The following is a 25243-nucleotide window of genomic DNA, read 5'->3' as shown; positions in this document are numbered from 1 at the left end:
GGCCGGTCGATTCCGCAACCCGAATCCGCAAGCAGGAGACACCATGAGCCATCTACGCCTGGGCGACACCGCGCCCGATTTCGAACAGGAATCCTCCGTCGGCCCGATCCGTTTCCATGAGTATCTGGGCAATAGCTGGGGCGTGCTGTTCTCGCATCCGGCCGACTTCACGCCGGTTTGCACCACCGAACTGGGCTACACCGCCAAGCTGGCCGACGAATTCGCCAAGCGCAATGTCAAGGTGCTGGCGCTGTCGGTCGACGACGCCGATTCGCACAGCAAGTGGATCGAGGACATCAACGAGACGCAATCGACCAAGGTCAATTTCCCGATCCTGGCCGATAAGGACCGCAAGGTGTCCGAGCTGTACGACATGATCCACCCGAACGCCAACGCCACGCTGACGGTGCGCTCGGTCTTCATCATCGACCCGAACAAGAAGGTGCGCCTGATCATCACCTATCCGGCCAGCACCGGCCGCAACTTCAACGAGATCCTGCGCGTCATCGATTCGCTGCAGCTGACCGACAGCCACAGCGTGGCCACGCCGGTCAACTGGGAAGACGGCGACGACGTCATCATCGTGCCGTCGCTGCAGGACGAGGCCGTGATCAAGCAGAAGTTCCCCAAGGGTTACAAGGCGGTGCGTCCGTACCTGCGCATTACGCCTCAGCCGAATAAGTAAATAAGCAATCCGTGTTTGGGGCGGCCCGCGCCGCCTTGCCGGACGGCGTTCGAAAAACGCCCGCGAAGCCGCGTATTCCCTGGAGATACGCGGCTTTTTCATGGGTGGCGGCGGACGCGCTATATGCCTGGGAGCGATGAGCAATCAAGGAATGATTCGTTCCTTTCAGGTCAGGCCGCCCGCACACTTGCTTCCACATTGCCAAACACGCGAAGGGAGCAAGGAATGTCTTTCAGGAAAGCCGGATGGTTGGCCGTCTTGGCCGCAATGACCGTAGCGCTCACCGCCATCGCGCCGGCGCAGGCGCAGCAGAAGCAGACCCTGTTGAACGTTTCCTATGACCCGACGCGCGAACTGTATCGCGCCATCGATGAGGCTTTCATCCGGCAATACAAGGACAAAGCCGGTGTCGACCTGACCATTCGCCAGTCGCACGGCGGTTCCGGCCGCCAGGCGCGCTCGGTGATCGACGGCATGGAAGCCGATGTGGTGACGCTGGCCCTGGCCTATGACATCGACGCCGTCGCCGACCGCGGCCTCTTGCCCGAGAACTGGCAGGCGCGCCTGCCGCAGAACAGCTCGCCCTACACCTCGACCATCGTGTTCCTGGTGCGCAAGGGCAATCCCAAGCACATCAAGGACTGGGACGACCTGGTCAAGGACGGCGTGCAGGTGATCACGCCCAATCCCAAGACCTCGGGCGGCGCCCGCTGGAACTACCTGGCCGCCTGGGCCTACGCGCTGGAAAAGAACGGCGGCAGCGAAGACAAGGCGCGTGCCTACGTCGGCGAGCTGCTCAAGCACGTGCCGGTGCTGGACACCGGCGCGCGCGGCGCCACCACCACCTTCGTCGAGCGTGGCGTGGGCGACGTGCTGCTGGCCTGGGAGAACGAAGCCTTTCTGGCGCAGGAGGAACTGGGCCCGGACAAGTTCGACATCGTGGTGCCGTCGCTGTCGATCCTGGCCGAGCCGCCCGTGGCCATCGTCGACAAGATCGTCGACAAGAAGGGCACCCGCGCCGCGGCCCAGGCCTACCTGGAATTTCTCTACACCCCGGCGGCGCAGGAAATCATCGCCAGGAACTACTACCGGCCGATCGACAAGACCGTGGCCGCCAAGTACGAAAGCAAGTTCCCCAAAGTCAAGCTGGTGACCATCGACGACAAGATCTTCGGCGGCTGGCGCAAGGCGCAGAAAGACCATTTCAGCGACAGCGGCACCTTTGACCAGATCTACCAGCCGCAGAAGAACTAAGCGGACAAGCAGCGGACGACGGCCATGACTTCAGCCTCGATTCCGACGGCAAAGAGCGCGCAGGCGCCTTTCGCCGTTCGGCGCAACAGCCCGGGTGTGCTGCCCGGTTTCGGCATTGCCATGGGCTACGCGGTGCTTTACCTGAGCGTGCTCGTACTGATCCCCCTGGCGGCGCTGCCGATCAAAAGCGCTTCGCTGGGCTGGCAGGGCTTCTGGGATACGGTCACGGCGCCGCGCGTGCTCGCCTCCTATCAACTCACTTTCGGCGCCTCGCTGCTGGCGGCGCTGGTCAACCTGGTGTTCGGCACCATCGTGGCCTGGGTGCTGGTGCGCTATCGCTTTCCCGGCAAGAAGGTCCTGGACGCGCTGGTGGACCTGCCGTTCGCGCTGCCCACCGCCGTGGCCGGCATCGCGCTGACCGCGCTGTACGCCCCAAAGGGCTGGCTGGGCGCGCCGTTGGCCGATTGGTTCGGCCTGAAGGTGGCCTTCACGCCGCTGGGCATCGTGATCGCGCTGATCTTCATCGGCGTGCCGTTCGTGGTGCGCACGGTGCAGCCCGTGCTGGAAGACGTCGAGCGCGAGATCGAGGAGGCCGCCGCCAGCCTCGGCGCCGACCGCTGGCAGACGATCCGCCGCGTGCTGTTGCCGACCATCCTGCCAGCGTTGATGACTGGTTTCGCGCTGGCCTTCGCTCGCGCCGTCGGCGAATACGGCTCGGTGGTGTTCATCGCCGGCAACATGCCGATGGTGTCCGAGATCACGCCGCTGCTGATCATCGCCAAGCTGGAGCAGTTCGATTACGCGGGCGCCGCCGCCATCGCCACGGTGATGCTGGCGCTGTCGTTCGTGCTGCTGCTCATCATCAATCTGCTGCAGGGTTGGCAGGCCCGTCGCGGCCTTGGGAGACAGGCATGAGCTTTGCTGACCGTCCTGCCCACCTGACCGAGCCGCGCTGGGTGCGCGGCGTCCTGCTGCTGCTGGCGCTGGGCTTCCTGGCGCTGTTCCTGCTGGTGCCGCTGGCGGCGGTGTTTGTCGAAGCCTTCCGCAAGGGCTGGCAGCTGTACCTGGCAGCCATCGTCGAGCCCGACGCGCTGGCCGCGATCCGGCTTACGCTGCTGGTGGCGGCGATCGCGTTGCCGGTGAACCTGGTGTTCGGCGTGGCAGCCGCCTGGGCCATTACCAAATTCCAGTTTCGCGGCAAGCAGTTCCTGATCACGTTGATCGATCTGCCGTTCTCGGTCTCGCCGGTGGTGGCCGGCCTGGTGTTCGTCTTGCTGTTCGGCGCCCAGGGCTGGTTCGGCGGCTGGCTGCAGGAGCATGACCTGAAGATCGTCTACGCCGTGCCCGGCATCATCCTGGCCTCGCTGTTCGTGACCTTCCCGTTCGTGGCGCGCGAGCTGATCCCGTTGATGCAGGCGCAGGGCAGCGAGGAAGAGCAGGCCGCGCTGACGCTGGGGGCGAACGGCTGGCAGATCTTCTGGCGCGTGACGCTGCCCAACATCAAGTGGGGCCTGCTGTACGGCGCCATCCTCTGCAATGCGCGCGCCATGGGCGAGTTCGGCGCGGTGTCGGTGGTGTCCGGCCAGATCCGCGGCCTGACCAACACCATGACCCTGCATGTGGAGATTCTCTACAACGAATACCAGTACTCGGCGGCGTTCGCGGTGGCATCGCTGCTGGCGCTGCTGGCGTTGGTGACGTTGGTGGCCAAGAACGTGGTCGAGTGGCGCAACGCGCGCTACCTGACGGCGGCGGCGCTGCCGGTGGAGTATCCCGGGCCGGCGACGGCCATCAAGCCGGCCGTCGCCTGACGCGGCCGGCCAGACGGAGACAAGCATGAGTATCGAGGTTCGCAATCTATCCAAGCGCTTCGGCCAGTTCCGCGCGCTCAACGATGTGTCGCTGCATATCGAGACCGGCGAGCTGGTGGCGCTGCTGGGGCCTTCGGGCTGCGGCAAGACCACGCTGCTGCGCATCATCGCCGGGCTGGAATCGGCCGACACCGGCAGCGTGCTGTTCGCCGGCGAGGATGCCACCGCGGTCGATGTGCGCCAGCGCCAGGTCGGCTTCGTGTTCCAGCACTACGCGCTGTTCAAGCACATGACGGTGTTCGAGAACGTCGCCTTCGGGCTACGCGTCAAGCACCGCTCGCAGCGGCCGTCCGAAGACCGGATCCGGCGCAAGGTGCATGACCTGCTCAATCTGGTGCAACTGGACTGGCTGGCCGATCGCTACCCGGCGCAACTGTCGGGCGGCCAGCGCCAGCGCATCGCCCTGGCGCGCGCGCTGGCGGTGGAGCCGCGCGTGCTGCTGCTGGACGAGCCGTTCGGCGCGCTCGACGCCAAGGTGCGCAAGGAATTGCGGCGCTGGCTGCGTCGTCTGCACGACGAGCTGAACGTGGCCAGCGTGTTCGTCACCCACGACCAGGAAGAGGCGCTGGAGGTGGCCGACCGCGTGGTGCTGATGAACGCCGGCAGGATCGAACAGGTCGGCACGCCGCGCGAGGTCTGGGAAGGGCCGGCCACGCCGTTCGTCTACGGCTTCCTGGGCGACGTCAACCCGTTGCAGGGCGTGGCCAGCGGCGGCGTCTGGGAAGGGGCGGGGCTATCGCTCCCGGCGCCTGACCTGGCGCAGGCCGAGGCCCGGCGCGCCATCGCCTATGTGCGGCCGCACGAATTCGATATCGAGCGCTACCGCGCGGACGGCGCCGGCATTCCGGTGCGCCTGTCGCACGCCTACCTGGCCGGTCCCAGCGCCTACCTGGAACTGGCCAGCGAGGAATCCGGCGACGTCATCGAGGCGGAAGTGCCCGAGCATCTGTACCGGGAGCTCGGCCTGCGCGATGGCGACGCGCTGCTGGCCCGCCCGCGCCGGGCGTGTGTCTTCGCGGTGCAATCATGACCGCCGCCACGTTGGCTGCCGGCCTGGCGCCGGCCCTGGGGGCCCGCTGGAACGAATTGCTCGCGCGGCTGGCCGATATCCAACAGCGCTATCCCGACGCGGCGCTGGCCTCGTCGCTGGCGGCCGAGGATATGGTGCTGACGCACGCCATCTATGGCGCCGGCCTGGATCTGGAAGTCTTTACGCTCGACACCGGCCGGTTGCATGCCGAGACCCTGGGCGTGCTGGACGCGGTGCGCGAACGCTATGGGCGCGACGTCACCGTCCATCGGCCCGACGTCGGCGCGGTGCAGCGCCACGTGGCCGAGCATGGCGCCCATGCCTTCTACGAAAGCGTCGAATTGCGCAAGGCCTGTTGCCAGATCCGCAAGGTGGAGCCGCTCAAGCGCGCGCTGGCAGGCCGCGGCGCCTGGATCACCGGGCAGCGGCGCGCGCAGTCCGCGACGCGCGGCGAGTTGCACCTGGAAGAGGATGACGCCACGTTCGGCCTCTACAAGTTCAATCCGTTGGCCGAATGGAGCGAAGAGGATGTCTGGGGCGTGATCCGTGGCCTCGGCATTCCCTACAACCCGCTGCACGACCAGGGGTATCCGTCGATCGGCTGCGAACCCTGTACCCGCGCTATCCGCCCGGGCGAAGACCTGCGGGCCGGGCGCTGGTGGTGGGAGTCGTCGGACTCCAAGGAATGCGGCCTGCACGCAGGCAACCGGGTGATTGGCCTCGTCGCGGCGCCCCGCGCCTGACGCCGTCATCCTTCAGATATCCGTTTTAGGGGAATATTCATGTCCGCAGTGATCCAACGCAGCCACCTGGACTGGCTGGAATCGGAAGCCATCTTCATCCTGCGCGAGGTGGCGGCCGAAAGCGAGAAGCCCGTGCTGCTGTTCTCGGGCGGCAAGGATTCGGTGGTGCTGCTGCGCCTGGCCGAGAAAGCCTTTCGTCCCGGGCGTTTTCCGTTTCCGCTGATGCACATCGACACCGGCCACAACTTCGACGAGGTCATCGCCTTTCGCGATGCCCGCGCGGCCGAATTGGGCGAGACGCTGATCGTGCGCAGCGTGGAAGACTCGATCAAGCGCGGCAGCGTGGTGCTGCGCCGCGAAACCGATTCGCGCAACGCGGCCCAGGCCGTGACGCTGCTGGAGGCGATCGAGGAATTCGGCTTCGACGCTTGCATCGGCGGCGCCCGCCGCGACGAGGAAAAGGCGCGCGCCAAGGAACGCATCTTCTCGTTCCGCGACGAATTCGGCCAGTGGGATCCCAAGGCCCAGCGCCCGGAATTGTGGAACCTGTTCAACACCAAGGTGCATCGCGGCGAGAACATGCGGGTGTTCCCGATCTCCAACTGGACCGAGCTGGACGTCTGGCAGTACATCCAGCGCGAGCAATTGGCGCTACCGCCCATCTACTTCAGCCACGAGCGCGAGGTGGTGCGGCGCAAGGGCCTGCTGGTGCCGGTCACGCGTCTGACGCCGCCGCAGGAGGGCGATACGGTCGAGCGCCTGTCGGTGCGCTTCCGCACCGTCGGCGACATTTCCTGCACCTGCCCGGTGGCCTCGGACGCCGCCGACACCGCCGCCATCATCGCCGAGACCGCCGTCACGGACATCACCGAGCGCGGCGCCACGCGCATGGACGACCAGACTTCCGAGGCCTCGATGGAGCGCCGCAAGAAGGAAGGCTATTTCTGATCGCAGGAGCGGCCGGCGCCAGGCCGGCCCACAGGGGACGCATATGAACGCAGTAAACGACTCTTTTCTTTCCGGCGCCGACACGGGCGTGCTGCGCCTGATCACCGCGGGTTCGGTCGATGACGGCAAATCGACGCTGATCGGCCGCCTGCTGTACGACAGCAAGGGCGTGTTCGCCGACCAGCTCGACGCGATCTCGCGCGCCAAATACAAGCGCGTGGCCGAGGGCGGCATCGACTTCTCGCTGCTGACCGATGGCCTGGAGGCCGAGCGCGAGCAGGGCATCACCATCGATGTGGCTTACCGATACTTCTCGACGCCGGCGCGCAAGTTCATCATCGCCGACGCGCCGGGCCACGAGCAGTACACCCGCAACATGGTGACCGGCGCGTCCACCGCCGACGTTGCGGTGATCCTGATTGACGCCACCCGCGCCGCCGACGGCAGACTGCTGCCCCAGACCAAGCGCCACAGCGCCATCGCGCGGCTGCTGGGCATCCGCCACATCGTGGTGGCGGTCAACAAGATGGATCTGGTGGATTGGGACCCGGCCGTGTTCGCGCGCATCCGCGATGCCTACGCCGCGCTGGCGGACAAGCTCGGCATCCAACATTTCGACGCGCTGCCGTTGTCGGCGCTGAATGGCGACAATGTGGTGACGCGGTCGGACAAGACGCCCTGGTATGCGGGCCAGCCGCTCCTGACGTTGCTGGAGTCGCTCGATCTGGCGGCCGATGGTCGCGCCGGACCGCTGCGCTTTCCCGTGCAATGGGTGGCGCGCCACGATGGCAGTCTCAAGGAGGATTTCCGCGGCTACGCGGGACGCGTCGCCAGCGGCGTGCTGCGTCCCGGCGACGAGATCGCGGTGCAGCCCTCGGGCGTGACGGCGCGGGTGCAGGCAGTGCGCCTGTTCGATCGCGCGCTGGACGAGGCGGTGGCGGGTGATTCGGTCACGCTGGTGCTGGACCGCGATGTCGACGTGTCGCGCGGCGATGTGATCGTGCATGGGTCGGCGCCGGCGCAGGTGGCGCGCGAATTCGAGGCTGAGCTTTGCTGGCTCGACGCGCAGGCGCTCAACCCCGCGCGCAAGTATCTGCTCAAGCACGGCACGCGCTTGACGTCGGCGAAGATCCGCGCCGTCCTCACGCATCGAGACATCCACGAATTGCAGGAAGTGGAGAACACCGAAGGCACGCTGCGCATGAATGACATCGGCCGCGTCACGTTCACCACGCGCGAGTCGCTGGCCGTCGATCGCTATGCCGATGTGCCCGCCATGGGCGCCTTCATCCTGATCGACGAGGCCACGCACCAGACCGCGGCAGCCGGCATGCTGCGATAAGCCACGAAGGGGGGGGGCGGAGCCTTCCCCGGATGCCGGCTTTGGGTGTTGCTTTTATTCCAAAGTCAATGCTGGCGCGGCTTTCCGGGCAATATCGCAACGTGGAATCGAATTGTCCGGACGCCATCTTCGTCTTGCGGTAAAGTGGGGTTGTCTTACGAAAAGGCTTTTGGTGCTTGCTAAAACCACTGTGTTTTTGTACAGTAGTTTCCATGGCACGTACCGATCATTCTTTTCCCGCCGGTTCTGGGTCCCCGGCTGCCGCCCCCGCCGCCTTGCGCGGTCGGGGTGCGGTTACTAATGTTCGGCATCGCTTCCAGCAAGACGACCGCGTGCGGATCGACGATGGCTGGTCTGCCTCGGGCCTCCCGGCCGATTTCGTCGACACTGTCCCCGATAATTCCCCCGCATTTGCCGCAGATGTTCCCGGCGGCCAAGCGCGCCGCAGCGGCCCCGGCTCGCCGGCTACGGTCATTCCCATCCTGCCGGATGCCCGCATTGCGCCGGCCGCTCCCAAAACCACCGTCACCGCCGAAGAAGCTCGCAAGGTCCTGTCGCGCAACGACTCGCCCGACATTCCCTTCGACGTTGCCGTCAACCCCTACCGCGGCTGCGAGCACGGCTGCGTCTACTGCTACGCCCGCCCGACCCATTCCTACCTGGGCTATTCGCCCGGCCTCGACTTCGAGACCCGCCTGGTGGCCAAGGCCAACGCGGTCCAGGCGTTGCGGGCGGAAATCAGTCGGCCCGGTTACAAGCCTTCGCCCATCAACATCGGCTCGGCCACCGACGCCTACCAGCCCATCGAGCGCGATTGGCGCCTGACGCGCGGCATGCTCGAGCTGATGCTCGAAACGCGTCACCCTCTAACCATCGTCACCAAGAACGCGCTGGTGGCCCGCGACCTCGACCTGCTGGCCGCGTTGGCCGAGCAGAAGTTGGTGGTGGTCTACATGAGCATCACCACGCTCGATGCCGACATGGCCCGCACCCTCGAACCGCGCGCCGCCGCTCCCTGGCGCCGCCTGGAGGCCGTGCGCAACCTGACCGCCGCCGGCGTGCCGGTCGGCGTGCTGGTGGCGCCCGTGATCCCGTTCATCAACGATGACGCCATGGAGCACATCCTGCAGGAATCCAAGGCTGCCGGTGCCCACTACGCCAGCTACACCGTCGTTCGGCTGCCCTGGGAAGTCAAAACCCTGTTCGAAGACTGGCTCAACGCCCATTACCCGGATCGCGCCCAGCGCGTGCTGCATCGCATCGAAGACCTGCGCAACGGCCGCCGCAACGACCCCAACTTTGGTTCGCGCATGCGCGGCACCGGCATCTGGGCCGACCTGCTGCGCCAGCGCTTCGCCGTGGCCACCCGCAAGCTGGGGCTGAACCGTCACCGCCTGGCGCTCGACTGTGATCACTTCCAGCCGCCATTGCCCGCCGGTACAGCAGATGTTCCCGTTTTCCCATCCCCGGTTGGCGCGCAAGCGTCTTCAGGGGTCCCTTTTGCCAGTGCCGTGCCCGTGGCTGGCGCCTACGGGCGCGGTGCGCGCCAGTTGCGCGCCATGGTTGCCGGGCAATTGTCGTTGTTCGATTGATCCGTGGGTCATCCCCGGGTTGCCGCCGCGGCGTGTCGCCGTGGTTCCTGATCGCGTTACAAGGAGTTCCTTATGAACACCGCTCAACTCTCCGTCCTGCCGGACGATCTGGCCGCCGTGTCGTTGTCCCCGTTGCGCCGCGCGGCCCAGCGCGCCCGCGCCATCGGCGCCCGTTTCACCGGGTTGGCGATGCCGTGGATGGGCGTGCCGGCCGCCACCACGGAACCAGCCTTGCCTGCGGGGCCCCGCGTGGATGCCCCTGCCCAAGTCGAGCCGCGCAAACGTGAGCGCACCGGCACGTTGCCGGGCAAGTGGCCGTTCCCGCCGGCTGCCGGCCAGGACGCTTCCGCTGCCGGTGGGCGCTGCCTGGGCAACGCCACGGTCGAACCGGTGTCGGATCAGGTCAGCGTGAAGCGCATGGTGCTGGATGTGGTGCTGGTGCTGGCATGGGGCGCGATGATTCCCGGTCTCATGTGGCTGGGCGTGGCCGGCGGTTTTTGAGGCCGCACCGTGGTGCGGGCCGGCCGTGGCGTGTCACGCCCGAGGGCCGCTTCGCGTTCAGGTCGAGCCCAGCAGGATCACGCCCGCCAGGATCGACAGGCAGCCCGCCAGGCGGCCAGGGCCGACTTTCTCGCGCAGCAGGAACATCCCGGCCAGGGTACCGAGCATCATCGACATTTCCCGCGCCGGGGCCACCAGGCTCAGCGGCGCGCCATTGCGCAGCGCATACAGCACCAGGATGTAGCCCAGCGGCGACAGCAAGCCCACTGCCAACGCCAGGTGCCAATGGCCGCGCATGGAGGCCCATGATTGAGCGCGGCGCTTCATCATGTGTGGCGTCATCATGGCGGTGCGGGTGACACAGGTGAACCAGTCGAACAGCACCGGGCTGATCAGCAGCACCTTCACGCCATAGGCGTCCACCACGGTGTAGGCGGCGATGAACAGGCCAATCACCATGCCCCAGCGCACGCCCACCCAGGCCTGGGCGTTGCGGAAAATCGACAGCCGCCCCTGCGTGGCGATCAGCAACACCCCGATCACCACGCACAGCATGCCGGCGATGCCAGTGCCCGTGGCCGGTTCGCCCAGCAACAGAAAGGCGCCGGTGGTCGAAAGCAGGGGACCGGTGCCGCGGGCGATGGGATAAACCACCGACAGATCGGCCACTTGATAGCCACGTTGCAGGCACAGGCTGTAGCCCAGATGCAACAGGCTGGATGTCAGGATCGCTCCCACCACGGGCCAGGTCCAGGTCATGCCGTCGTGCAGCAACACCCATATGACCCAGGGCGCATACAGCACCGAGGCACACAACCCATAGGCGAAGACGAACGGGGCGCCCACCATGGCCGCGCGTTTGGCGAGCAGGTTCCACGTTGCGTGGGCCATCGCCGCCAGGACGACCAATAACAGGGACGAATACGACATGGGGGAACAGCGTCTTATGACGTGTTTGTTACAGAAACCGCTAGGGTACCGCAAACCGCGGGCAGGGCCTCATCTTACCTGAGGCGCCTGGCGGTTTTTGGTGTAGAATCATTGGTTTGCCAAATCTCATCCTCTGCTTGCGGTACACGGCCGTGATTGACTACGGCCCGAACAACATCGAACGGCAAAGCGCTTTTAGTCCGCAAAGGCATGATGATCTAGGAGTTCTCAATGAACCTTATCGCTATCCTGGAACAGGAAGAGATTGCCCGTCTGACCGGCGGCCAAGCCAAGCCTGAATTTGCTCCTGGTGACACCGTCATCGTGAGCGTGAATGTCGTCGAAGGCACCCGCAAGCGCGTGCAGGCTTTCGAAGGCGTCGTGATCGCCAAGCGCAACCGCGGCCTGAACTCCGCGTTCACCGTGCGCAAGATTTCGTCGGGTGAAGCCGTGGAACGTACGTTCCAGCTGTACTCGCCGCAAATCGCCGGCATCGAAGTCAAGCGCCGCGGCGACGTGCGCCGCGCCAAGCTGTACTACCTGCGCAACCGCTCGGGCAAGTCGGCGCGTATCAAGGAAAAGCTGGTCAGCAAGCAAGCCTCGGCGGCTTGATCGCTTATCGGCACACGGCCCTACCAGTGTCGGACGCACACGCCATCCAGCGTTATCGTCCGGCCCGGGTTTCCGGGTTAAAAAGGCACCTGCGAGGGTGCCTTTTTCTTTTTGAAAAGCCGAATGTCTGATTCCTCGTCTTCTGCGCGGCCACGCCGGCCGCTGGTGCGGCCCGGGTTCGACCCGGCGTCGCAACCCTGGGTGGTCGCCAATGATTCGCTGGTGGCGGTGCCGGCCGGCCTGCTGACACCCGACCAACTGCGCGGCACGCTCAGCCAGCCGTCCACCTGGACGCTCGAACTGTCGCGCGACAACGACCTGCGCTATCCCGGACGGGAGGGCGCCCCCGTGCCCGCCGCTGTCCTGATTCCGCTGGTGACGCGCGCCGACGGGGTGCACATCATGCTGACCCAGCGCGCGGCACACCTGCATGACCACGCGGGCCAGATCAGTTTTCCGGGCGGCCGCATCGAAACCAGCGACGCCACGCCCATCGCTGCCGCGTTGCGCGAGGCTCAGGAAGAAACCGGGTTGCCGGCCAATCATGTCGAAGTGCTGGGCAGCATGCCTCCGTACCTGACCGCCACCGGCTTCTCGATCATTCCCGTGGTATCGCTGGTGACACCGGGCTTCCAGTTGGCTCCGGACGCCTTCGAAGTGGCCGAGGTGTTCGAAGTGCCGCTGTCGTTCCTGATGGACCCGGCCAATCATCGCCTGTACGAGGCGCGGCTGGAAGACGGCCGGGTGCGCCGCTATTACGGCATGCCCTATGGCCGGCACTTCATCTGGGGCGCCACCGCCGGCATGCTGCGCAACCTGTACCACCTGGTGCGCAACGGTTTCCAGCCGCGTTGAGATGGCGGCCGCGCGTCGGGTCTGGCGCCGTGGCGCTTGTCGTTGATCCGATCGCCGTCGGCATGGCGACGGCTTGGCCGCGCCCGCGGCTGTCCGCCATGTCTCAGTAGCGCTGCTGGCCCGCCAGGTTTTCGTCCAGGATGCGCAGGTACAGCGCGTAGCGCGCGGGATCGATCCGGCCTGCATCCAGCGCCGCGACCACGCCGCAGCCTGGTTCATGGCGATGGGTGCAGTTGTAGAAGCGGCAGGATTCGATCGGCGTGGCGAATTCCGGGAAGCCGCGAATGATGTCCTCGCGGCTCAGGTGCTGCAGGCCGAAGGCCTGGAAGCCGGGGGAATCGATCAGGTCGCCCCCCGGCGCGGGCAGGTGATAGAGGCGGGTGCTGGTGGTGGTGTGCTTGCCCATGTCCAGCGCCGTCGAGTGCTCGCGAGTGGGCGCGGCGGCGTCCGGCACCAGCGCGTTCAGCAGTGTTGACTTGCCCATGCCGCTTTGTCCCAGCAGCAGGTTGGTGCGGCCGGCCAGGCGCGGCGCCAGCAGCGCGTGCACCCTTTCGGGTTCGAGCGCGCTCAGCTCGACGATGTCCACGCCCAGCGCGGCGATGGGTGCCAGGCGCGCGCGGGCGGCGGGCAGCGCGTCGGCAATGTCGGTCTTGTTCAGGATGATCAGCGGGGCGATGCCGGCGCTCCAGGCGCCGGCCAGCGCGCGGCCGGTCAGGTCATCGGAGAAGGTCGGCTGCACTGCGACCACGATCAACAGTTGGTCGACATTGGAGGCAAACTGCTTGGACCGCATTTCGTCGGAGCGGTACAGCAGGTTGCGGCGCGGCAGGATGGCGTCGATGGCGCCTTCGTCCTGGCCTTGCGGCGTGATACGGACGCGGTCGCCGACCGTGGCGCCGGCCTTCTTGCCGCGGGGGAAGCATTTGCGCAGGCTGCCGTCGGCCAGCTCCACGGTGTAGTGGCGGCCGTGCGCCGCGATGATGCGGCCTTCGTTGGCGGCGTCGGTCACTGCACCGTGTGCCGGCGCGTCCCGGAAAGCGGCCTTGTGGCGGTCGTTCATGCTCATGCCGCAGGCGCCGTCAGGTGGCGGATGCGCACGGCGGCGGGGGGATGACTGTCGTAGAAGGCGGAATGCACGGGATCGGGTGTCAGGGTGGCGGCGTTGTCGTCGTAGAGCTTGACCAAGGCGGAGACCAGGCGGTCCGGCGAGCTTTGCTCGGCCGCATAGCGGTCGGCCTCGAACTCGTCGCGGCGCGAGTACCAACTGGCCAGCGGCGTGAAGACGAAGGTGAACACCGGAATGGTCAGGAAAAACAGCAGCAGCGCCATCGCATCGTTGCGACCGCCCAACTGGGGCAGCACGCCCAAGCCCACGTAGAACCAGGGTTGCTGCGCGATCCAGCCCAGGAGGGCGAAAAAGGCCAGCGCGGCCGCGAAGCTGAACAGGATGCGCTTGATGATGTGGCGCTTGGCGAAGTGGCCGAGCTCATGTGCCAGCACGGCTTCGATCTCGTCAGCGTTCAGGCGCGCCAGCAGCGTGTCGAAGAACACGATGCGGCGCGAGCGGCCGAAACCGGTGAAATACGCGTTGCCGTGCGCCGAACGACGCGAGCCATCCATCACGAACAGGCCGTTGAGCGCGAAGCCGCAGCGTTGCGCCAGCCGCTGGATGCGGCCGGCAAGTTCGGGGTCGGACAGCGGCGTGAATTTGTTGAACAGCGGCGCGATGAACATCGGATAGACGATGAGCAGCGCCAGGTTGAACACTGTCCATAGCGCCCAGGCCCAGATCCACCAGTACTGCCCTGCGCTGCCCATCAGCCACAGGACGGCGGCGGCCAAGGGCAGGCCCAGCGCGGCCGCTACCAGCAGGCCTTTCACCGCGTCGGAGATGAAAAGCTCGGGCGTCATGCGGTTGAAGCCGAAACGGGCCTCCAGCTTGAACTGCCGCCACAGCGTGAAGGGCAGGCCCAGCAGGCCCAGCAGCAGCGCCACGGCCACCAGCAGCAGCATCTGGCGCAGGAAATCATTGCTGGTAAGCTGGCCCACCATGAGGTCAATCGCCTGCAGCCCGCCCAGCAGCGTCAGGCCGACCAGCAGAATGGCGTCGTAGGTGCGTTCGAACATGCCCAGCCTGACCCGGGCCACCGTGTAGTCGGCCGCGCGCTGGTGGCTGGCCAGGCCGATACGGTGGGAGAATTCCGGCGGCACCTGGTCGCGATGGCGCGCCACGTGGCGGATCTGGCGGCTGGCCAGCCACATGCGCACGGCGATATCGGTCAGCAGGAAGGCAACGAACAGCAATGTGAACATGGGCGGTGCGGCGGGCTCAAATGGGGATGTGCGAAAATCAGATGTCCGAAAATCGCATGTTTTATAGGCAAATTATATGGCTGTGAACGAAAACCGCCTGGTCTGGCTGGACATGGAAATGACCGGCCTGGATCCTGAAAAAGAACGCATCATCGAGGTCGCCGTGGTGGTCACCGAGCCCGACCTGACCGTGGTCGCCGAAGGCCCCGTGCTGGTCGTGCACCAGCCCGACAGCCTGCTCGACGCCATGGACAGCTGGAACAAGTCCACCCATGGCAAGAGCGGCCTGATCGACAAGGTCCGTGCCTCCACGATCTCCGAAGCGCAGGCAGAGGATACGCTGTTGGCGTTTCTCGCGCAGCACGTACCGGCCGGCAAGTCGCCGCTGTGCGGCAACACCATCAGCCAGGACCGCCGCTTCATGTTTGCTTACATGCCGCGCCTGGAGCAGTTCTTCCACTACCGCAACCTCGACGTCAGCACGCTCAAGGAACTGGCGCGCCGCTGGGCGCCGGCCGTGTACAAGGGCTTTGAGAAAAAGAGCCGCCACGAAGCGCTGGCCGACATCTACGAGTCGATCGACGAATTGAAGTACTACCGCGAGCACTTCCTGAAGGTGTAACGGCCGGCCTCTCGCCGGAGGTGCGTTTTTTCCAAGCGTTGTCATGCCCGCTTCATATTCCGTCGCCAGCATCCGCGCCGCCGAGCGCCAGGCCTCGGCCGCAGGCCGGCGGCTGATGCCGCTGGCAGGCGCGGCAGCGGCCCGTTTCGTGGCCGCGCGGCTCGCGCCGGGCGCCAGGGTGCTGGCGCTGGCCGGGCCGGGCAACAATGGCGGCGACGCCCTGGTGGCGGCAACACGCCTGCGCGAAATGGGATATGACGTGCGTGTCGTCCTGCCCGCGGGCGCGCAGGGCCTGCCGGCCGACGCTGCCCATGCCTATGCCGGTTGGATCGGGGCGGGCGGAACATGCCTGAGCGCGCTCGATCCGGATCCGGCGCCAGACCTGGTCATCGATGGCCTGTTCGGCATCGGCCTGAACCGCCCCCTGGGCCCCGATTGGCAGGCGCTGGTCGACACTGTCAATGCGTGGGGCCTGCCGGTGTTGGCGCTGGATGTGCCCAGCGGTATCGACGCCGATACCGGTGCGGCGTTGGGACGCCCCATCCTGGCTCGTTGGACCCTGTCGTTCATTGCCCGCGCCCGGGGTCTCGCCCGGCCGGGGGCCGCGGCCGATGCCGCGGGCGAATCCCACCTCGATACGCTGGGCGTGGCGATGACAGGGGCGGGCGGCCCCGGCTGAGCAGGCCGCCTACGCCGGCCGGCCGCCGAAGCGGGTCGCGATATCGCAGGCCAGGGGCGTGTAGCGATCATTGTCGCGGCCAGCCAGCGCGTTCAAGTGCGCCTCCGAGGCATCGAACACCTGCCAATAGATGCGGCCGCAGATGTCGCGGGCCGCGTGGCCTGGCCAGTTGTCGGGCAGCATCGGCCCCGGCAGTTGCGGATCGTGCAGCACGATCCGGCGCCAATTGTGCAGCAGCATGACGCGCGCGATGAAGGCCTCGGATGGCGACGGGGGCGTTTCCAGCAGTTTTTCCAAGGGGCCGAAATTTCGGCTGAACTGCCGGTATTGTTCGGCTACGTCGTCCAGGTTCCAGCATTGCGAGGCCAGGCTGGCTATCGGCAGGCCGCCGGCGCCGGCCAGGTCGCGCGCCGACAGCACCAGCGCCTTGTCCGGAATGCCCAGCTTTTCCAGGATCTCATGGGCCGCGCGCGCCTCGGTGTGCGGATGCGCGAACAGCCCGGGCGCGATCATGCCGAACCCTTCCCAGACCAGCTCGCGGCGCAGTTCCGCGCGTTCGGCCAGCCCGTTGCCGGTGCGTGGCAGCGCCACCAGCGTCCATTCCCCATTCCATTCCTGCGGCGCGCCTTCATAGATGCGTTGCGAGGCGTGCGCGGTGTGACGCTGGCCCTGCTCGGAAATCAGGTAGAGGCTGCGGCGGCCATGGCGCTCGGATTGCAGCCAGTTCTGGGCCACCAGCCGGAACACACTGGTGCGCAGCAGGCGCTCGTTGATGCCCAGCGGGGCCAGCAGCTCGATCAGGTCGCCCAGCCAGATGGCGCCGCCATGCGGCGCGAGGGCGTCGCCCAGCAGGCTGACGCAGAGCGATTTGGCGCGCGGGGGATCGCTCTTGATCAGGCGTGACAGGTAACGGTCCAGGGGCGACTGAGGGTTTGCCATAAGGGGGGCCACAAGGGGCCGATATCGGGATCCTGGATATGATACATAAATCCAATGTGATACAGATTTGAGTTTGACAATGGTTTTTTTGTATTAAATAATCCGCCTATGACATGACGGCCCTGCGCGGCGTTTGCTTTGCGCTATCGCAAACCGTCTCAAGGAGACAAACATGTACGCTCAACTCGTCGAAACCGGCGTCAAGCAGGTCAAGACCGCCGACCAGCTCGAAGGCCGCGAACAGACGTTCCAGCGCCGCATCGACGATGGCGTGCGGATCGAGGCCAAGGACTGGATGCCCGAGGCCTACCGCAAGACGCTGGTGCGCCAGATCTCGCAACACGCGCACTCCGAAATCGTCGGCATGCTGCCGGAAGGCAACTGGATCACCCGCGCCCCGTCGCTCAAGCGCAAGGCCATCCTGCTGGCCAAGGTGCAGGACGAAGCCGGCCACGGGCTCTACCTGTACAGCGCCGCCGAAACCCTGGGCGTGTCGCGCGACGACCTGATCGACGACCTGCACGCCGGGCGCGCCAAATACTCCAGCATCTTCAACTATCCCACGCTCAGCTGGGCCGACATCGGCATGATCGGCTGGCTGGTCGACGGCTCGGCCATCATCAACCAGATCCCGCTGTGCCGCTGCTCCTACGGCCCCTACGCCCGCGCCATGGTGCGCGTCTGTAAGGAAGAGTCCTTCCACCAGCGCCAGGGCTACGACCTGCTGATGCAGATGTGCCTGCATGGCACGCCCGAACAAAAGGCGATGGTGCAGGACTCGCTGAACCGCTGGTGGTGGCCGGCGCTCATGATGTTCGGTCCCTCGGATGCCGACTCGCCCAATAGCGCCCAGTCGATGGCCTGGAAGATCAAGCTGTTCTCCAACGACGAACTGCGCCAGAAGATGGTCGACCAGACCGTGCCGCAGGCCGAATACCTGGGCCTGACCATTCCCGATCCCGACCTGAAGTGGAACGCCGAGCGCGGCCACTACGATTTCGGCGAGATCGACTGGGCCGAGTTCTACGCGGTGCTCAAGGGTAACGGCCCGTGCAACCGCGAGCGCCTGGCGGCGCGTGTCAAGGCGCACGAAGACGGCGCCTGGGTGCGCGAGGCGCTGGTCGCCCACGCCGATAAGCAGGCCGAGCGCAAGGCGGCCTGAGCCCGGGCCGGGCGGCGCCCGGCCTTCCAATTCCTGACTCATCCATACCCGGGGGCGCGAGGCGCGCCCGGCATCCGAGGATATCCATCATGAGCAAAGACTGGCCTTTGTGGGAAGTGTTCATCCGCAGCCAGCACGGCCTGGCCCACAAGCACGTTGGCAGCATGCATGCGCCCGACGCCGAAATGGCGATCAACCACGCCCGCGACGTCTATACCCGCCGCAATGAAGGCCTGAGCATCTGGGTGGTGCGAGCGTCCGATATCTCCGCCAGCAGCCCGGGCGACAAGGACCCCTTGTTCGAACCGGCCAACAGCAAGGTCTACCGGCACCCGACGTTCTTTCCGATGCCCGAAGAAATCAAGCATATGTAAGGCGGCGGAGGAGACATGGACAAGACTTTCTTCGAATACCTGCTGCGCCTGGGCGACAGCACGCTGATCCTGTCGCAGCGGCTGGGCGCCTGGACCGGCCACGGCCCGATCCTGGAAGAGGATCTGGCGCTGACCAACACCGCGCTCGATCTGCTGGGCCAGGCCCGCATGTGGCTGACCCTGGCTGGCGAGGTCGAGGGCGCCGGCCGCGATGAGGATGCGCTGGCCTACCTGCGCGATGCTCACCAGTTCCACAATGCGCTGCTGGTCGAGCGGCCCAATGGCAACTACGCCGACACCATGGCGCGCCAATTCCTGTTCGACGTCTGGCACTACTTCCTGCTGCAGCGCCTGACGCAATCGTCCGACGAGCGTGTGGCCGGCATCGCCGCCAAGTCGCTCAAGGAAGTGACCTACCATGTGCGGCGCTCGTCCGACTTGGTGGTGCGCCTGGGTGACGGTACCGACGTCAGCCGCGGCAAGATGCAGGCGGCCATTGACGACGCCTGGCGTTTCACCGGAGAGTTGTTCAGCGACGACGCGATCGACCTGGACATGGCCGCGCGCGGCATTGGCTGCGAACTGGCGGCGCTGCGCGCGCCCTGGGAGCAGCATGTGGCGGAGGTGTTGGACGAGGCCACGCTGACCATGCCCGAAGCGGCGGCCGCGAATCATCCGGCGCACCGTGGCGGCCGCCAGGGCCGGCACACCGAGGAGCTCGGCTATGTGCTGGCGGAAATGCAATTCCTGCCGCGCGCCTATCCGGGAGCCAAGTGGTGAACGCTGTCGCGCCCGTGTCCATCGAACAGGTCTACGCCTGGCTGCAGGAGGTTCCCGATCCGGAGATCCCCGTGCTGTCGGTGGTGGATCTGGGCGTGGTGCGGGACGTGGCGTTCGACGGTGACGCCTGCGTGGTCGTCATCACGCCGACCTACTCCGGCTGCCCGGCCATGCGCGAGATCACCGAGGATATCCGCCAGGTGCTGGGGCGCCACGGGCTGGGCGAGGTGCGCGTCGAGACGCGTCTGTCACCCGCCTGGACCACCGACTGGATGAGCGAAAAGGGCCGCGCCGCGCTCAAGGACTACGGCATCGCCGCGCCCGCGCAGCAGGCCATCGACATCTCGGGCATCAGCCGGCGCAATGCCGGGCCCGCCATCGAATGCCCACGTTGCGGCTCGCGCGACACGCGCCTGGTCAGCAACTTCGGATCGACCTCGTGCAAGGCACTGTACCGCTGCGTCAGCTGCCGCGAGCCGTTCGATTACTTCAAGACTCACTGAGAGTGGTTTCGAGAATGAGCCTGAACCAATTCCACCCCCTGAAAGTGGCTTCGGTGGCGCGCAACACGCGCGACGCGGTGGTCGTGACCTTCGACCTGCCCGACACGCTGGCCGACGAGTTCTCGTTCCGGCCGGGTCAGTACCTGACGCTGCGAACCGAACTCAACGGCGAGGAACTGCGCCGTTCGTATTCGATCTGTTCGGCGCCGCACGACAAGCTGTTGCGCGTGGCCATCAAGAAGGTCGACGAGGGCGTCTTCTCCAGCTGGGCCAATCACGAATTGCAGCCGGGCCAGACGCTGGAAGTGATGGCGCCCGCCGGCAACTTCACCGTCGACTTCGCCCCCGAAAACAAGCGTCACTACGTGGCTTTCGCCGTCGGCAGCGGCATCACGCCGGTGTTCTCGCTGGTCAAGACCGCGCTGTCGACCGAACCCGACAGCAAGTTCACGCTGTTCTTCGGCAACCGCGCCTCGTCGGCGGTGCTGTTCCGCGAAGAGATCGAAGACCTCAAGAACCTGTATATGGATCGCTTCTCGCTGGTCTACGTCATGAGCCGCGAAACCCAGGACATCGAGCTGTTCAACGGCCGCCTGGACGGGGACAAGGTCGACCAGTTGATGTCGGCCTGGATGAGCCCCGAGGATATCGACTACGCTTTTGTCTGCGGTCCGCAGACCATGACCGAGAGCGTGGTCGAGCGGCTGCAGGCCCGCGGCATTCCCAAGGCGAACATCAAATTCGAACTGTTTGGCGCGCCGAAGGGACCGCGCGCGTTGCGCACGGGACAGGACGCCCGCCAGGCGCCCGGCAAGGGCCAATGCGAGGTGACCGTGGTGCAGGACGGCCACAGCCGCAAGTTCGTGATCGACAAGAACAAAGACAGCGTGCTGGATTCGGCGCTGGCGCAGGGCATCGAGCTGCCGTATTCGTGCAAGGGCGGGGTGTGTTCCACCTGCCGCTGCAAGGTGGTCGAGGGCGAGGTGGACATGGATGCCAACTTCGCCCTGGAAGACTACGAAGTGGCGCGAGGCTTTATCCTGAGCTGCCAGAGCTTTCCGGTCAGCGACCGCCTGGTGATCGACTTCGACCAGGAAACCTGACCCGGCGCACGCCAGTCACACCCCTATTCCATTTGGAGAGACGCAGTGTCCCAGAAATTCTTCGAACGCCATCAGCCCCTGCTGGAACAAGCCCTGGCCGCCGCCGCGCTGCGCGGTTACTGGAGCCCGTTTGCCGAGTCGCCCAGTCCGCGCAACTATGGCGAGACCGCCAATGAAGAGGGCCGCGCCGCCTTCGAGGCTCTGCGCGGCAAGCCGTTCCCGCTGAACCTGCACGATGCCGATGGCGCCGTGGGCGGCGAGAAGTCGCCCTACGGCTTCGACCTGGGCATCACCTATCCGCACGTGCCGGCGGCCAAGCTGGTGGCCGCCTCCAAGCGCGCGCTGCAGGACTGGCGCCGTGCCGGCCCGCAGGCCTGGGTGGGGGTGTCGCTGGAGATCCTGGCGCGCCTGAACAAACTCAGCTTCGAAATGGCCTATGCCGTGCAGCACACCACCGGCCAGGGCTTCATGATGGCCTTCCAGGCCGGCGGCCCGCACGCGCAGGATCGCGGCTTCGAGGCCGTGGCTTATGCCTGGCAGGAGATGTCGCGCATCCCCGGCGTCGCCATCTGGGAAAAGCCGCAGGGCAAGAACGATCCCATCCGCATGGAAAAGCACTTCACCGTGGTGCCGCGCGGCGTGGCGCTGGTGATCGGCTGCTCGACCTTCCCCACCTGGAACGGCTACCCCGGCCTGTTCGCCAGCCTGGCGACCGGCAACACCGTCATCGTCAAGCCGCACCCCGGCGCCATCCTGCCGCTGGCGCTGACCGTCAAGGTGGCGCGCGAGGTGCTGCAGGAAGCCGGCTTCGACCCGGACGTGGTGCTGCTGGCCGCGCACAGCGCCGAGGAAGACACCGCGCGCCAACTGGCGCTGGACCCGGCCGTCAAGATCATCGATTTCACCGGCAGCACCGCCAATGGCGACTGGCTGGAGAACAACGCCCGCCAGGCGCTGGTCTACACCGAGAAGGCCGGCGTCAACCAGGTCATCATCGATTCGGCTGCGGATCTGAAGGGCGTGGCGCGCAACCTGGCGTTCTCGCTGGCGCTGTATTCGGGCCAGATGTGCACCGCGCCCCAGAACATTTACGTACCGCGCGACGGCATCCAGACGCCGGAAGGCCGGGTCAGCTTCGATGAGGTCGCCGCCGCCCTGGGCACGGCGGTCGACAAGCTCGGCGCCGACGCCGCCAAGGCCGTCGAACTGACTGGCGCGATCCAGAACGACGGCATCGTCGAGCGCATCGAGAAGGCCCGTGCGCTGGGCCTGCCGGTGGTGGCCGACAGCAAGGCGCTGACACACCCGCAGTTCGAGAACGCCCGCGTGCGCACGCCGCTGCTGCTGCGCGCCGAAGCCGGCAGCCCGGCCATCACGCAGGAATGGTTCGGCCCGATCGCCTTCGTGGTGGCCACTGATTCCACCGCGCACAGCATCCAGATCGCGCGCGACAGCGTGATCGAGCACGGCGCCCTGTCGCTGTCGGCCTACACCACCAGCAACGAGGTCGCCGAGCAGATCCAGGAGGCGGCTGAGGAATCGGGCGTGTCGCTGTCCTTGAACCTGACCGGCGCGGTGTTCGTCAACCAGACCGCCGCCTTCAGCGACTTCCACGGCACCGGCGCCAACCCGGCGGCCAACGCGGCGTTGTCTGATTCGGCCTATGTGTCCAACCGCTTCCGCGTGGTGCAGACCCGCCGCCACATCTGAGCCTGCGCGGCGGAGACGACATGAACTATCAAGACATCCAATTCGAACTGTCCGACGGCATTGCCCGCCTGACGCTGAACCGCCCCGACAAGCTCAACAGCTTCACCGCCAACATGCACGGTGAAGTGGCGCATGCGTTGACCCGCGTCGAGACCGAAGGCGCGCGCGTGCTGGTGCTGACCGGCGCCGGCCGCGGTTTCTGCGCCGGCCAGGACCTGAGCGAGCGCAAGCCCGCGCCCGACGGTACGCCGCCGGACCTGGGCGAAACCGTCGACAAGTTCTACGCGCCGCTGGTGCGGCGCCTGAACGCCTTGCCGATGCCGGTGGTGGTCGGGGTCAACGGCGTGGCGGCCGGCGCCGGCGCCAACCTGGCGTTCGCTGGCGACATCGTTATCGCCAAGGAATCGGCCAATTTCATCCAGTCGTTCTGCAAGCTGGGGCTGATTCCCGACACCGGCGGCACCTTCGTGCTGCCGCGTCTGGTGGGACGCGCCCGCGCCATGGGACTGGCGATGCTGGGCGACAAGCTCAGCGCGCGCCAGGCCGAGGCCTGGGGCCTGATCTGGCAGTGCGTGGCCGATGAGGCGTTCGAGACGGCGCTGGAAAACCTGGCGCAACACTTCTCGCGCGCGCCGACCAAGGGGCTGGCCTTTACCAAGCGCGCCCTGCAGGCCAGCCTGGGCAATGACCTGGCGACCCAGCTGGACCTGGAGCGCGACATGATGCGCGAATTGGGCCGCAGCGCGGACTACGCCGAAGGCGTGGCCGCGTTCCTGGGCAAGCGCGAACCGCAGTTCAAGGGGCAATGATGAGCAGCACGCACGTTCCGCCCGTCGAGGCGCCGACCGATCCGCAGGAGCTGGCGCAGGCCGTAGGCACGGTGATGTACGCCGGCGATGCCGCCTCGCAGGGCCTGGACATGACGGTCGAGGAAATGGCGCCGGGGTATGCGCGCCTGAGCATGCGGGTGCGCCCCGACATGCTCAACGGCCACAAGACCTGCCACGGCGGCTTCATCTTCGCGCTGGCCGACAGCGCCTTCGCCTTTTCCTGCAATTCGCGCAATGTCAGCACCGTGGCGTCGGGCTGCACCATCGATTACCTGGCCCCCGGCTTCGAGGGCGACCTGCTGACCGCGGTGGCGCAGGAGCGCTCGCTGGCCGGCCGCACCGGGGTGTACGACGTGACCGTCACCAACCAGGACGGCCGCAATGTCGCGCTGTTCCGCGGACGTTCCTATCGCATCAAGGGGCAGATCGTCGGCACGCCGGCCGAGGCTTGAACGCGTCAACCAACCAGAGACAAGTCCACCGGCCGAGTCGGGCGCGCGGCGCGCTCCCCGGACCGGAGGGTAGAGCATTCCAGGAGAGAGATAACCATGTCCAACACCATGAGCAAGCCGGGGCTGGACCCCATCGAGCATGCCAGCCAGGATGAACTGCGCGCCTTGCAGCTCGAGCGCCTGAAATGGTCGCTCAAGCACGCCTATGAGAACGTGCCGCACTACAAGAAGGCGTTCGACGAGATCGGCGTGCATCCGGACGACCTGAAGCAGCTGTCCGACATTTCGAAGTTCCCCTTCACCACCAAGAAGGAATTGCGCGAGAACTATCCGTTCGGCATGTTCGCGGTGCCGCGCGAACGCATCTCGCGCATCCATGCCTCCAGCGGCACGACCGGCAAGCCGACCGTGGTGGGCTACACCAAGGGCGACCTGGACAACTGGGCCAATCTGGTGGCGCGCTCGATCCGCGCGGCCGGCGGCAAGCCCGGCGACACGGTGCACGTGGCCTACGGCTACGGCCTGTTCACGGGCGGTCTGGGCGCGCATTATGGCGCCGAACGCCTGGGTTGCACGGTCATTCCGATGTCGGGCGGGCAGACCGAAAAGCAGGTGCAGCTGATCAGCGATTTCCGTCCGGACATCATCATGGTCACGCCCTCCTATTTCTGCAATATTCTGGAGGAGCAGCGCCGCCAGGGGATTGATCCCCGTCAAAGTTCGCTGCGCATCGGCATTTTCGGCGCCGAGCCCTGGACCGGCCAGATGCGCACCGACATCGAGGCCGAGGCCGGCATCGATGCGGTCGACATCTATGGCCTGTCCGAAGTAATGGGCCCGGGCGTGGCCAGTGAATGCGTCGAGACCAAGGACGGTCCGGTGGTGTGGGAAGACCACTTCTACGCCGAGATCATCAATCCGGACACGGGCGAGCCCGTGGCGGAGGGCGAGCCGGGCGAACTGGTGTTCACCTCGCTGACCAAGGAAGCGATGCCCATCATCCGCTACCGCACCCGCGACCTGACGCGCCTGTTGCCGCCGACGGCGCGCAGCATGCGCCGCATCGGCAAGATCACCGGCCGCAGCGATGACATGTTGATCGTGCGCGGCGTGAACATGTTCCCGACGCAGGTCGAGGAACTCGTGCTCAAGATCGCACAGCTGGCGCCGCACTACCAACTGGTGCTGTCGCGCACCGGCAATATGGACGAGCTCGAAATCCTGACCGAAGTGCGGGCCGAGTTCTCGAGCCTGTCGGACACCGAGCGCGCGGCGCTGGGCAAGCAACTGCAACACGCGGTCAAGACGCACATCGGCGTCAGCGCTCGCATCCAGGTGTCCGACGCCGGCCACGTCGAGCGCACGCTGACCGGCAAGGCCCGCCGCGTGATCGACAAGCGTCCGAAGGGCTGA

General features: G+C 66.3%; 27 protein-coding genes. 23 read left to right on the top strand and 4 right to left on the bottom strand.

Features of this window, described 5'->3' with window-relative positions:
- Nucleotides 1-43: 43 nt before the first annotated feature.
- The 10 genes from K2W61_RS00945 to K2W61_RS00900 all read left to right on the top strand — a co-directional run bounded on the left by K2W61_RS00945 (nt 44) and on the right by K2W61_RS00900 (nt 9966).
- Nucleotides 44-685 carry a peroxiredoxin gene (locus K2W61_RS00945; RefSeq protein WP_175132427.1) on the top strand — a complete coding sequence of 214 codons (642 nt, stop codon included), beginning with the start codon at nt 44-46 and terminating at the stop codon, nt 683-685.
- A gap of 225 nt (nt 686-910) precedes the next feature.
- Nucleotides 911-1939: a sulfate ABC transporter substrate-binding protein gene (locus K2W61_RS00940; RefSeq protein ID WP_419761585.1), complete on the top strand. Its 1029-nt coding sequence runs from the start codon at nt 911-913 to the stop codon at nt 1937-1939.
- Nucleotides 1940-1963: 24 nt separating this feature from the next.
- Complete coding sequence (gene cysT / locus K2W61_RS00935) at nt 1964-2854, top strand: sulfate ABC transporter permease subunit CysT (RefSeq protein ID WP_236754950.1); 891 nt, start codon at nt 1964-1966, stop codon at nt 2852-2854.
- A complete protein-coding gene (gene cysW / locus K2W61_RS00930; RefSeq protein WP_236754949.1) occupies nt 2851-3750 on the top strand; it encodes a sulfate ABC transporter permease subunit CysW in 900 nt (299 codons plus the stop codon). Before cysT ends, cysW begins: the two co-directional genes overlap by 4 nt.
- Nucleotides 3751-3775: 25 nt before the next feature.
- Nucleotides 3776-4840 carry a sulfate/molybdate ABC transporter ATP-binding protein gene (locus K2W61_RS00925; protein ID WP_236754948.1) on the top strand — a complete coding sequence of 355 codons (1065 nt, stop codon included), beginning with the start codon at nt 3776-3778 and terminating at the stop codon, nt 4838-4840.
- The gene (locus tag K2W61_RS00920; protein ID WP_236754947.1) at nt 4837-5583 is read left to right on the top strand and encodes a phosphoadenylyl-sulfate reductase; all 747 of its coding nucleotides are present in this window, start codon (nt 4837-4839) and stop codon (nt 5581-5583) included. The genes K2W61_RS00925 and K2W61_RS00920 overlap by 4 nt, the downstream gene beginning before the upstream one ends.
- 39 nt (nt 5584-5622) lie before the next feature.
- Nucleotides 5623-6531: a sulfate adenylyltransferase subunit CysD gene (gene cysD, locus K2W61_RS00915; RefSeq protein WP_175132432.1), complete on the top strand. Its 909-nt coding sequence runs from the start codon at nt 5623-5625 to the stop codon at nt 6529-6531.
- A 43-nt stretch (nt 6532-6574) separates the two neighbouring features.
- Nucleotides 6575-7873, top strand: coding sequence for a sulfate adenylyltransferase subunit 1 (locus tag K2W61_RS00910; RefSeq protein ID WP_175132433.1), 1299 nt, complete (start codon nt 6575-6577; stop codon nt 7871-7873).
- Between the two features lie 212 nt (nt 7874-8085).
- The gene (locus K2W61_RS00905) at nt 8086-9465 is read left to right on the top strand and encodes a PA0069 family radical SAM protein (protein ID WP_236754946.1); all 1380 of its coding nucleotides are present in this window, start codon (nt 8086-8088) and stop codon (nt 9463-9465) included.
- Nucleotides 9466-9537: 72 nt separating this feature from the next.
- Nucleotides 9538-9966: a hypothetical protein gene (locus K2W61_RS00900; RefSeq protein WP_236754945.1), complete on the top strand. Its 429-nt coding sequence runs from the start codon at nt 9538-9540 to the stop codon at nt 9964-9966.
- 57 nt (nt 9967-10023) lie between these two features.
- Here the strand turns inward: K2W61_RS00900 and K2W61_RS00895 are convergent, their stop codons facing one another.
- Nucleotides 10024-10896, bottom strand: a complete 873-nt coding sequence (locus K2W61_RS00895; RefSeq protein WP_175132436.1) for a DMT family transporter — start codon at nt 10894-10896, stop codon at nt 10024-10026.
- A gap of 231 nt (nt 10897-11127) precedes the next feature.
- On the opposite strand from K2W61_RS00895, the gene rplS reads away from it, so the two are divergent.
- A complete protein-coding gene (rplS, locus tag K2W61_RS00890) occupies nt 11128-11508 on the top strand; it encodes a 50S ribosomal protein L19 (RefSeq protein ID WP_006218237.1) in 381 nt (126 codons plus the stop codon).
- Between the two features lie 123 nt (nt 11509-11631).
- Nucleotides 11632-12363 (top strand): CoA pyrophosphatase, encoded by a 732-nt coding sequence (locus tag K2W61_RS00885; protein ID WP_175140811.1) that lies wholly within the window; start codon nt 11632-11634, stop codon nt 12361-12363.
- Nucleotides 12364-12466: 103 nt separating this feature from the next.
- Here the strand turns inward: K2W61_RS00885 and rsgA are convergent, their stop codons facing one another.
- Together rsgA and K2W61_RS00875 are read right to left on the bottom strand one after the other, a co-directional pair.
- Nucleotides 12467-13429, bottom strand: coding sequence for a ribosome small subunit-dependent GTPase A (rsgA, locus tag K2W61_RS00880; RefSeq protein WP_236754944.1), 963 nt, complete (start codon nt 13427-13429; stop codon nt 12467-12469).
- Nucleotides 13426-14676 carry a M48 family metallopeptidase gene (locus tag K2W61_RS00875; RefSeq protein WP_236754943.1) on the bottom strand — a complete coding sequence of 417 codons (1251 nt, stop codon included), beginning with the start codon at nt 14674-14676 and terminating at the stop codon, nt 13426-13428. The genes rsgA and K2W61_RS00875 overlap by 4 nt, the downstream gene beginning before the upstream one ends.
- A 76-nt stretch (nt 14677-14752) precedes the next feature.
- Between K2W61_RS00875 and orn the strand changes: the two genes are divergently transcribed.
- Together orn and K2W61_RS00865 are read left to right on the top strand one after the other, a co-directional pair.
- Complete coding sequence (gene orn / locus K2W61_RS00870; RefSeq protein ID WP_175132439.1) at nt 14753-15298, top strand: oligoribonuclease; 546 nt, start codon at nt 14753-14755, stop codon at nt 15296-15298.
- 43 nt (nt 15299-15341) lie between these two features.
- Nucleotides 15342-15977, top strand: coding sequence for an NAD(P)H-hydrate epimerase (locus K2W61_RS00865; protein ID WP_236754942.1), 636 nt, complete (start codon nt 15342-15344; stop codon nt 15975-15977).
- Between the two features lie 9 nt (nt 15978-15986).
- Here K2W61_RS00865 and paaX read toward each other — a convergent pair whose 3' ends face one another.
- Entirely contained in the window at nt 15987-16916 is a 930-nt protein-coding gene (gene paaX / locus K2W61_RS00860) for a phenylacetic acid degradation operon negative regulatory protein PaaX (RefSeq protein WP_175140813.1), read from the bottom strand.
- Between the two features lie 172 nt (nt 16917-17088).
- Here paaX and paaA point away from each other — a divergent pair, with 172 nt between their 5' ends.
- The 9 genes from paaA (at nt 17089) to paaK (ending at nt 25243) form a co-directional block, all read left to right on the top strand.
- Nucleotides 17089-18078 carry a 1,2-phenylacetyl-CoA epoxidase subunit PaaA gene (paaA, locus tag K2W61_RS00855; protein WP_175132442.1) on the top strand — a complete coding sequence of 330 codons (990 nt, stop codon included), beginning with the start codon at nt 17089-17091 and terminating at the stop codon, nt 18076-18078.
- A gap of 89 nt (nt 18079-18167) precedes the next feature.
- Nucleotides 18168-18452 (top strand): 1,2-phenylacetyl-CoA epoxidase subunit PaaB, encoded by a 285-nt coding sequence (gene paaB / locus K2W61_RS00850; RefSeq protein WP_236754941.1) that lies wholly within the window; start codon nt 18168-18170, stop codon nt 18450-18452.
- A gap of 15 nt (nt 18453-18467) precedes the next feature.
- Nucleotides 18468-19232 (top strand): 1,2-phenylacetyl-CoA epoxidase subunit PaaC, encoded by a 765-nt coding sequence (gene paaC / locus K2W61_RS00845; protein WP_175132443.1) that lies wholly within the window; start codon nt 18468-18470, stop codon nt 19230-19232.
- On the top strand, nt 19226-19735 hold the full coding sequence (paaD, locus tag K2W61_RS00840) for a 1,2-phenylacetyl-CoA epoxidase subunit PaaD (RefSeq protein WP_419761584.1): 510 nt from the start codon (nt 19226-19228) through the stop codon (nt 19733-19735). The genes paaC and paaD overlap by 7 nt, the downstream gene beginning before the upstream one ends.
- A gap of 14 nt (nt 19736-19749) precedes the next feature.
- Nucleotides 19750-20838 carry a 1,2-phenylacetyl-CoA epoxidase subunit PaaE gene (paaE, locus tag K2W61_RS00835; protein WP_175140815.1) on the top strand — a complete coding sequence of 363 codons (1089 nt, stop codon included), beginning with the start codon at nt 19750-19752 and terminating at the stop codon, nt 20836-20838.
- A 45-nt stretch (nt 20839-20883) separates the two neighbouring features.
- Nucleotides 20884-22548, top strand: a complete 1665-nt coding sequence (gene paaN / locus K2W61_RS00830; protein ID WP_175140816.1) for a phenylacetic acid degradation protein PaaN — start codon at nt 20884-20886, stop codon at nt 22546-22548.
- 20 nt (nt 22549-22568) lie between these two features.
- Nucleotides 22569-23357 (top strand): 2-(1,2-epoxy-1,2-dihydrophenyl)acetyl-CoA isomerase PaaG, encoded by a 789-nt coding sequence (gene paaG / locus K2W61_RS00825; RefSeq protein WP_175132447.1) that lies wholly within the window; start codon nt 22569-22571, stop codon nt 23355-23357.
- A complete protein-coding gene (gene paaI / locus K2W61_RS00820; RefSeq protein WP_076411738.1) occupies nt 23357-23830 on the top strand; it encodes a hydroxyphenylacetyl-CoA thioesterase PaaI in 474 nt (157 codons plus the stop codon). Before paaG ends, paaI begins: the two co-directional genes overlap by 1 nt.
- Before the next feature lie 96 nt (nt 23831-23926).
- Nucleotides 23927-25243: a phenylacetate--CoA ligase PaaK gene (gene paaK, locus K2W61_RS00815; RefSeq protein WP_175132448.1), complete on the top strand. Its 1317-nt coding sequence runs from the start codon at nt 23927-23929 to the stop codon at nt 25241-25243.

The sequence above is a fragment of the Achromobacter pulmonis genome, assembly GCF_021733725.1.
GTDB classification, from domain to species: Bacteria; Pseudomonadota; Gammaproteobacteria; order Burkholderiales; family Burkholderiaceae_B; genus Achromobacter; species Achromobacter pulmonis.
Note: the sequence above shows the minus strand (reverse complement) of the source record. Positions and strands in the feature narration are given on the sequence as shown.

Excerpts from the sequence above, each read along its gene's own strand:
- orn (WP_175132439.1), top strand. The coding sequence starts at position 14,753 with ATGGCTGTGAACGAAAACCGCCTGGTCTGGCTGGACATGGAAATGACC.
- cysT (WP_236754950.1), top strand. The coding sequence starts at position 1,964 with ATGACTTCAGCCTCGATTCCGACGGCAAAGAGCGCGCAGGCGCCTTTC.
- rsgA (WP_236754944.1), bottom strand. The coding sequence starts at position 13,429 with ATGAGCATGAACGACCGCCACAAGGCCGCTTTCCGGGACGCGCCGGCA.
- paaB (WP_236754941.1), top strand. The coding sequence starts at position 18,168 with ATGAGCAAAGACTGGCCTTTGTGGGAAGTGTTCATCCGCAGCCAGCAC.
- paaK (WP_175132448.1), top strand. The coding sequence starts at position 23,927 with ATGTCCAACACCATGAGCAAGCCGGGGCTGGACCCCATCGAGCATGCC.
- K2W61_RS00900 (WP_236754945.1), top strand. The coding sequence starts at position 9,538 with ATGAACACCGCTCAACTCTCCGTCCTGCCGGACGATCTGGCCGCCGTG.
- K2W61_RS00945 (WP_175132427.1), top strand. The coding sequence starts at position 44 with ATGAGCCATCTACGCCTGGGCGACACCGCGCCCGATTTCGAACAGGAA.
- K2W61_RS00865 (WP_236754942.1), top strand. The coding sequence starts at position 15,342 with ATGCCCGCTTCATATTCCGTCGCCAGCATCCGCGCCGCCGAGCGCCAG.
- K2W61_RS00940 (WP_419761585.1), top strand. The coding sequence starts at position 911 with ATGTCTTTCAGGAAAGCCGGATGGTTGGCCGTCTTGGCCGCAATGACC.
- rplS (WP_006218237.1), top strand. The coding sequence starts at position 11,128 with ATGAACCTTATCGCTATCCTGGAACAGGAAGAGATTGCCCGTCTGACC.
- cysD (WP_175132432.1), top strand. The coding sequence starts at position 5,623 with ATGTCCGCAGTGATCCAACGCAGCCACCTGGACTGGCTGGAATCGGAA.
- paaG (WP_175132447.1), top strand. The coding sequence starts at position 22,569 with ATGAACTATCAAGACATCCAATTCGAACTGTCCGACGGCATTGCCCGC.
- paaC (WP_175132443.1), top strand. The coding sequence starts at position 18,468 with ATGGACAAGACTTTCTTCGAATACCTGCTGCGCCTGGGCGACAGCACG.
- paaE (WP_175140815.1), top strand. The coding sequence starts at position 19,750 with ATGAGCCTGAACCAATTCCACCCCCTGAAAGTGGCTTCGGTGGCGCGC.
- K2W61_RS00910 (WP_175132433.1), top strand. The coding sequence starts at position 6,575 with ATGAACGCAGTAAACGACTCTTTTCTTTCCGGCGCCGACACGGGCGTG.
- paaX (WP_175140813.1), bottom strand. The coding sequence starts at position 16,916 with ATGGCAAACCCTCAGTCGCCCCTGGACCGTTACCTGTCACGCCTGATC.
- K2W61_RS00885 (WP_175140811.1), top strand. The coding sequence starts at position 11,632 with ATGTCTGATTCCTCGTCTTCTGCGCGGCCACGCCGGCCGCTGGTGCGG.
- K2W61_RS00905 (WP_236754946.1), top strand. The coding sequence starts at position 8,086 with ATGGCACGTACCGATCATTCTTTTCCCGCCGGTTCTGGGTCCCCGGCT.
- K2W61_RS00920 (WP_236754947.1), top strand. The coding sequence starts at position 4,837 with ATGACCGCCGCCACGTTGGCTGCCGGCCTGGCGCCGGCCCTGGGGGCC.
- K2W61_RS00875 (WP_236754943.1), bottom strand. The coding sequence starts at position 14,676 with ATGTTCACATTGCTGTTCGTTGCCTTCCTGCTGACCGATATCGCCGTG.
- K2W61_RS00925 (WP_236754948.1), top strand. The coding sequence starts at position 3,776 with ATGAGTATCGAGGTTCGCAATCTATCCAAGCGCTTCGGCCAGTTCCGC.
- cysW (WP_236754949.1), top strand. The coding sequence starts at position 2,851 with ATGAGCTTTGCTGACCGTCCTGCCCACCTGACCGAGCCGCGCTGGGTG.
- paaA (WP_175132442.1), top strand. The coding sequence starts at position 17,089 with ATGTACGCTCAACTCGTCGAAACCGGCGTCAAGCAGGTCAAGACCGCC.
- paaI (WP_076411738.1), top strand. The coding sequence starts at position 23,357 with ATGAGCAGCACGCACGTTCCGCCCGTCGAGGCGCCGACCGATCCGCAG.
- K2W61_RS00895 (WP_175132436.1), bottom strand. The coding sequence starts at position 10,896 with ATGTCGTATTCGTCCCTGTTATTGGTCGTCCTGGCGGCGATGGCCCAC.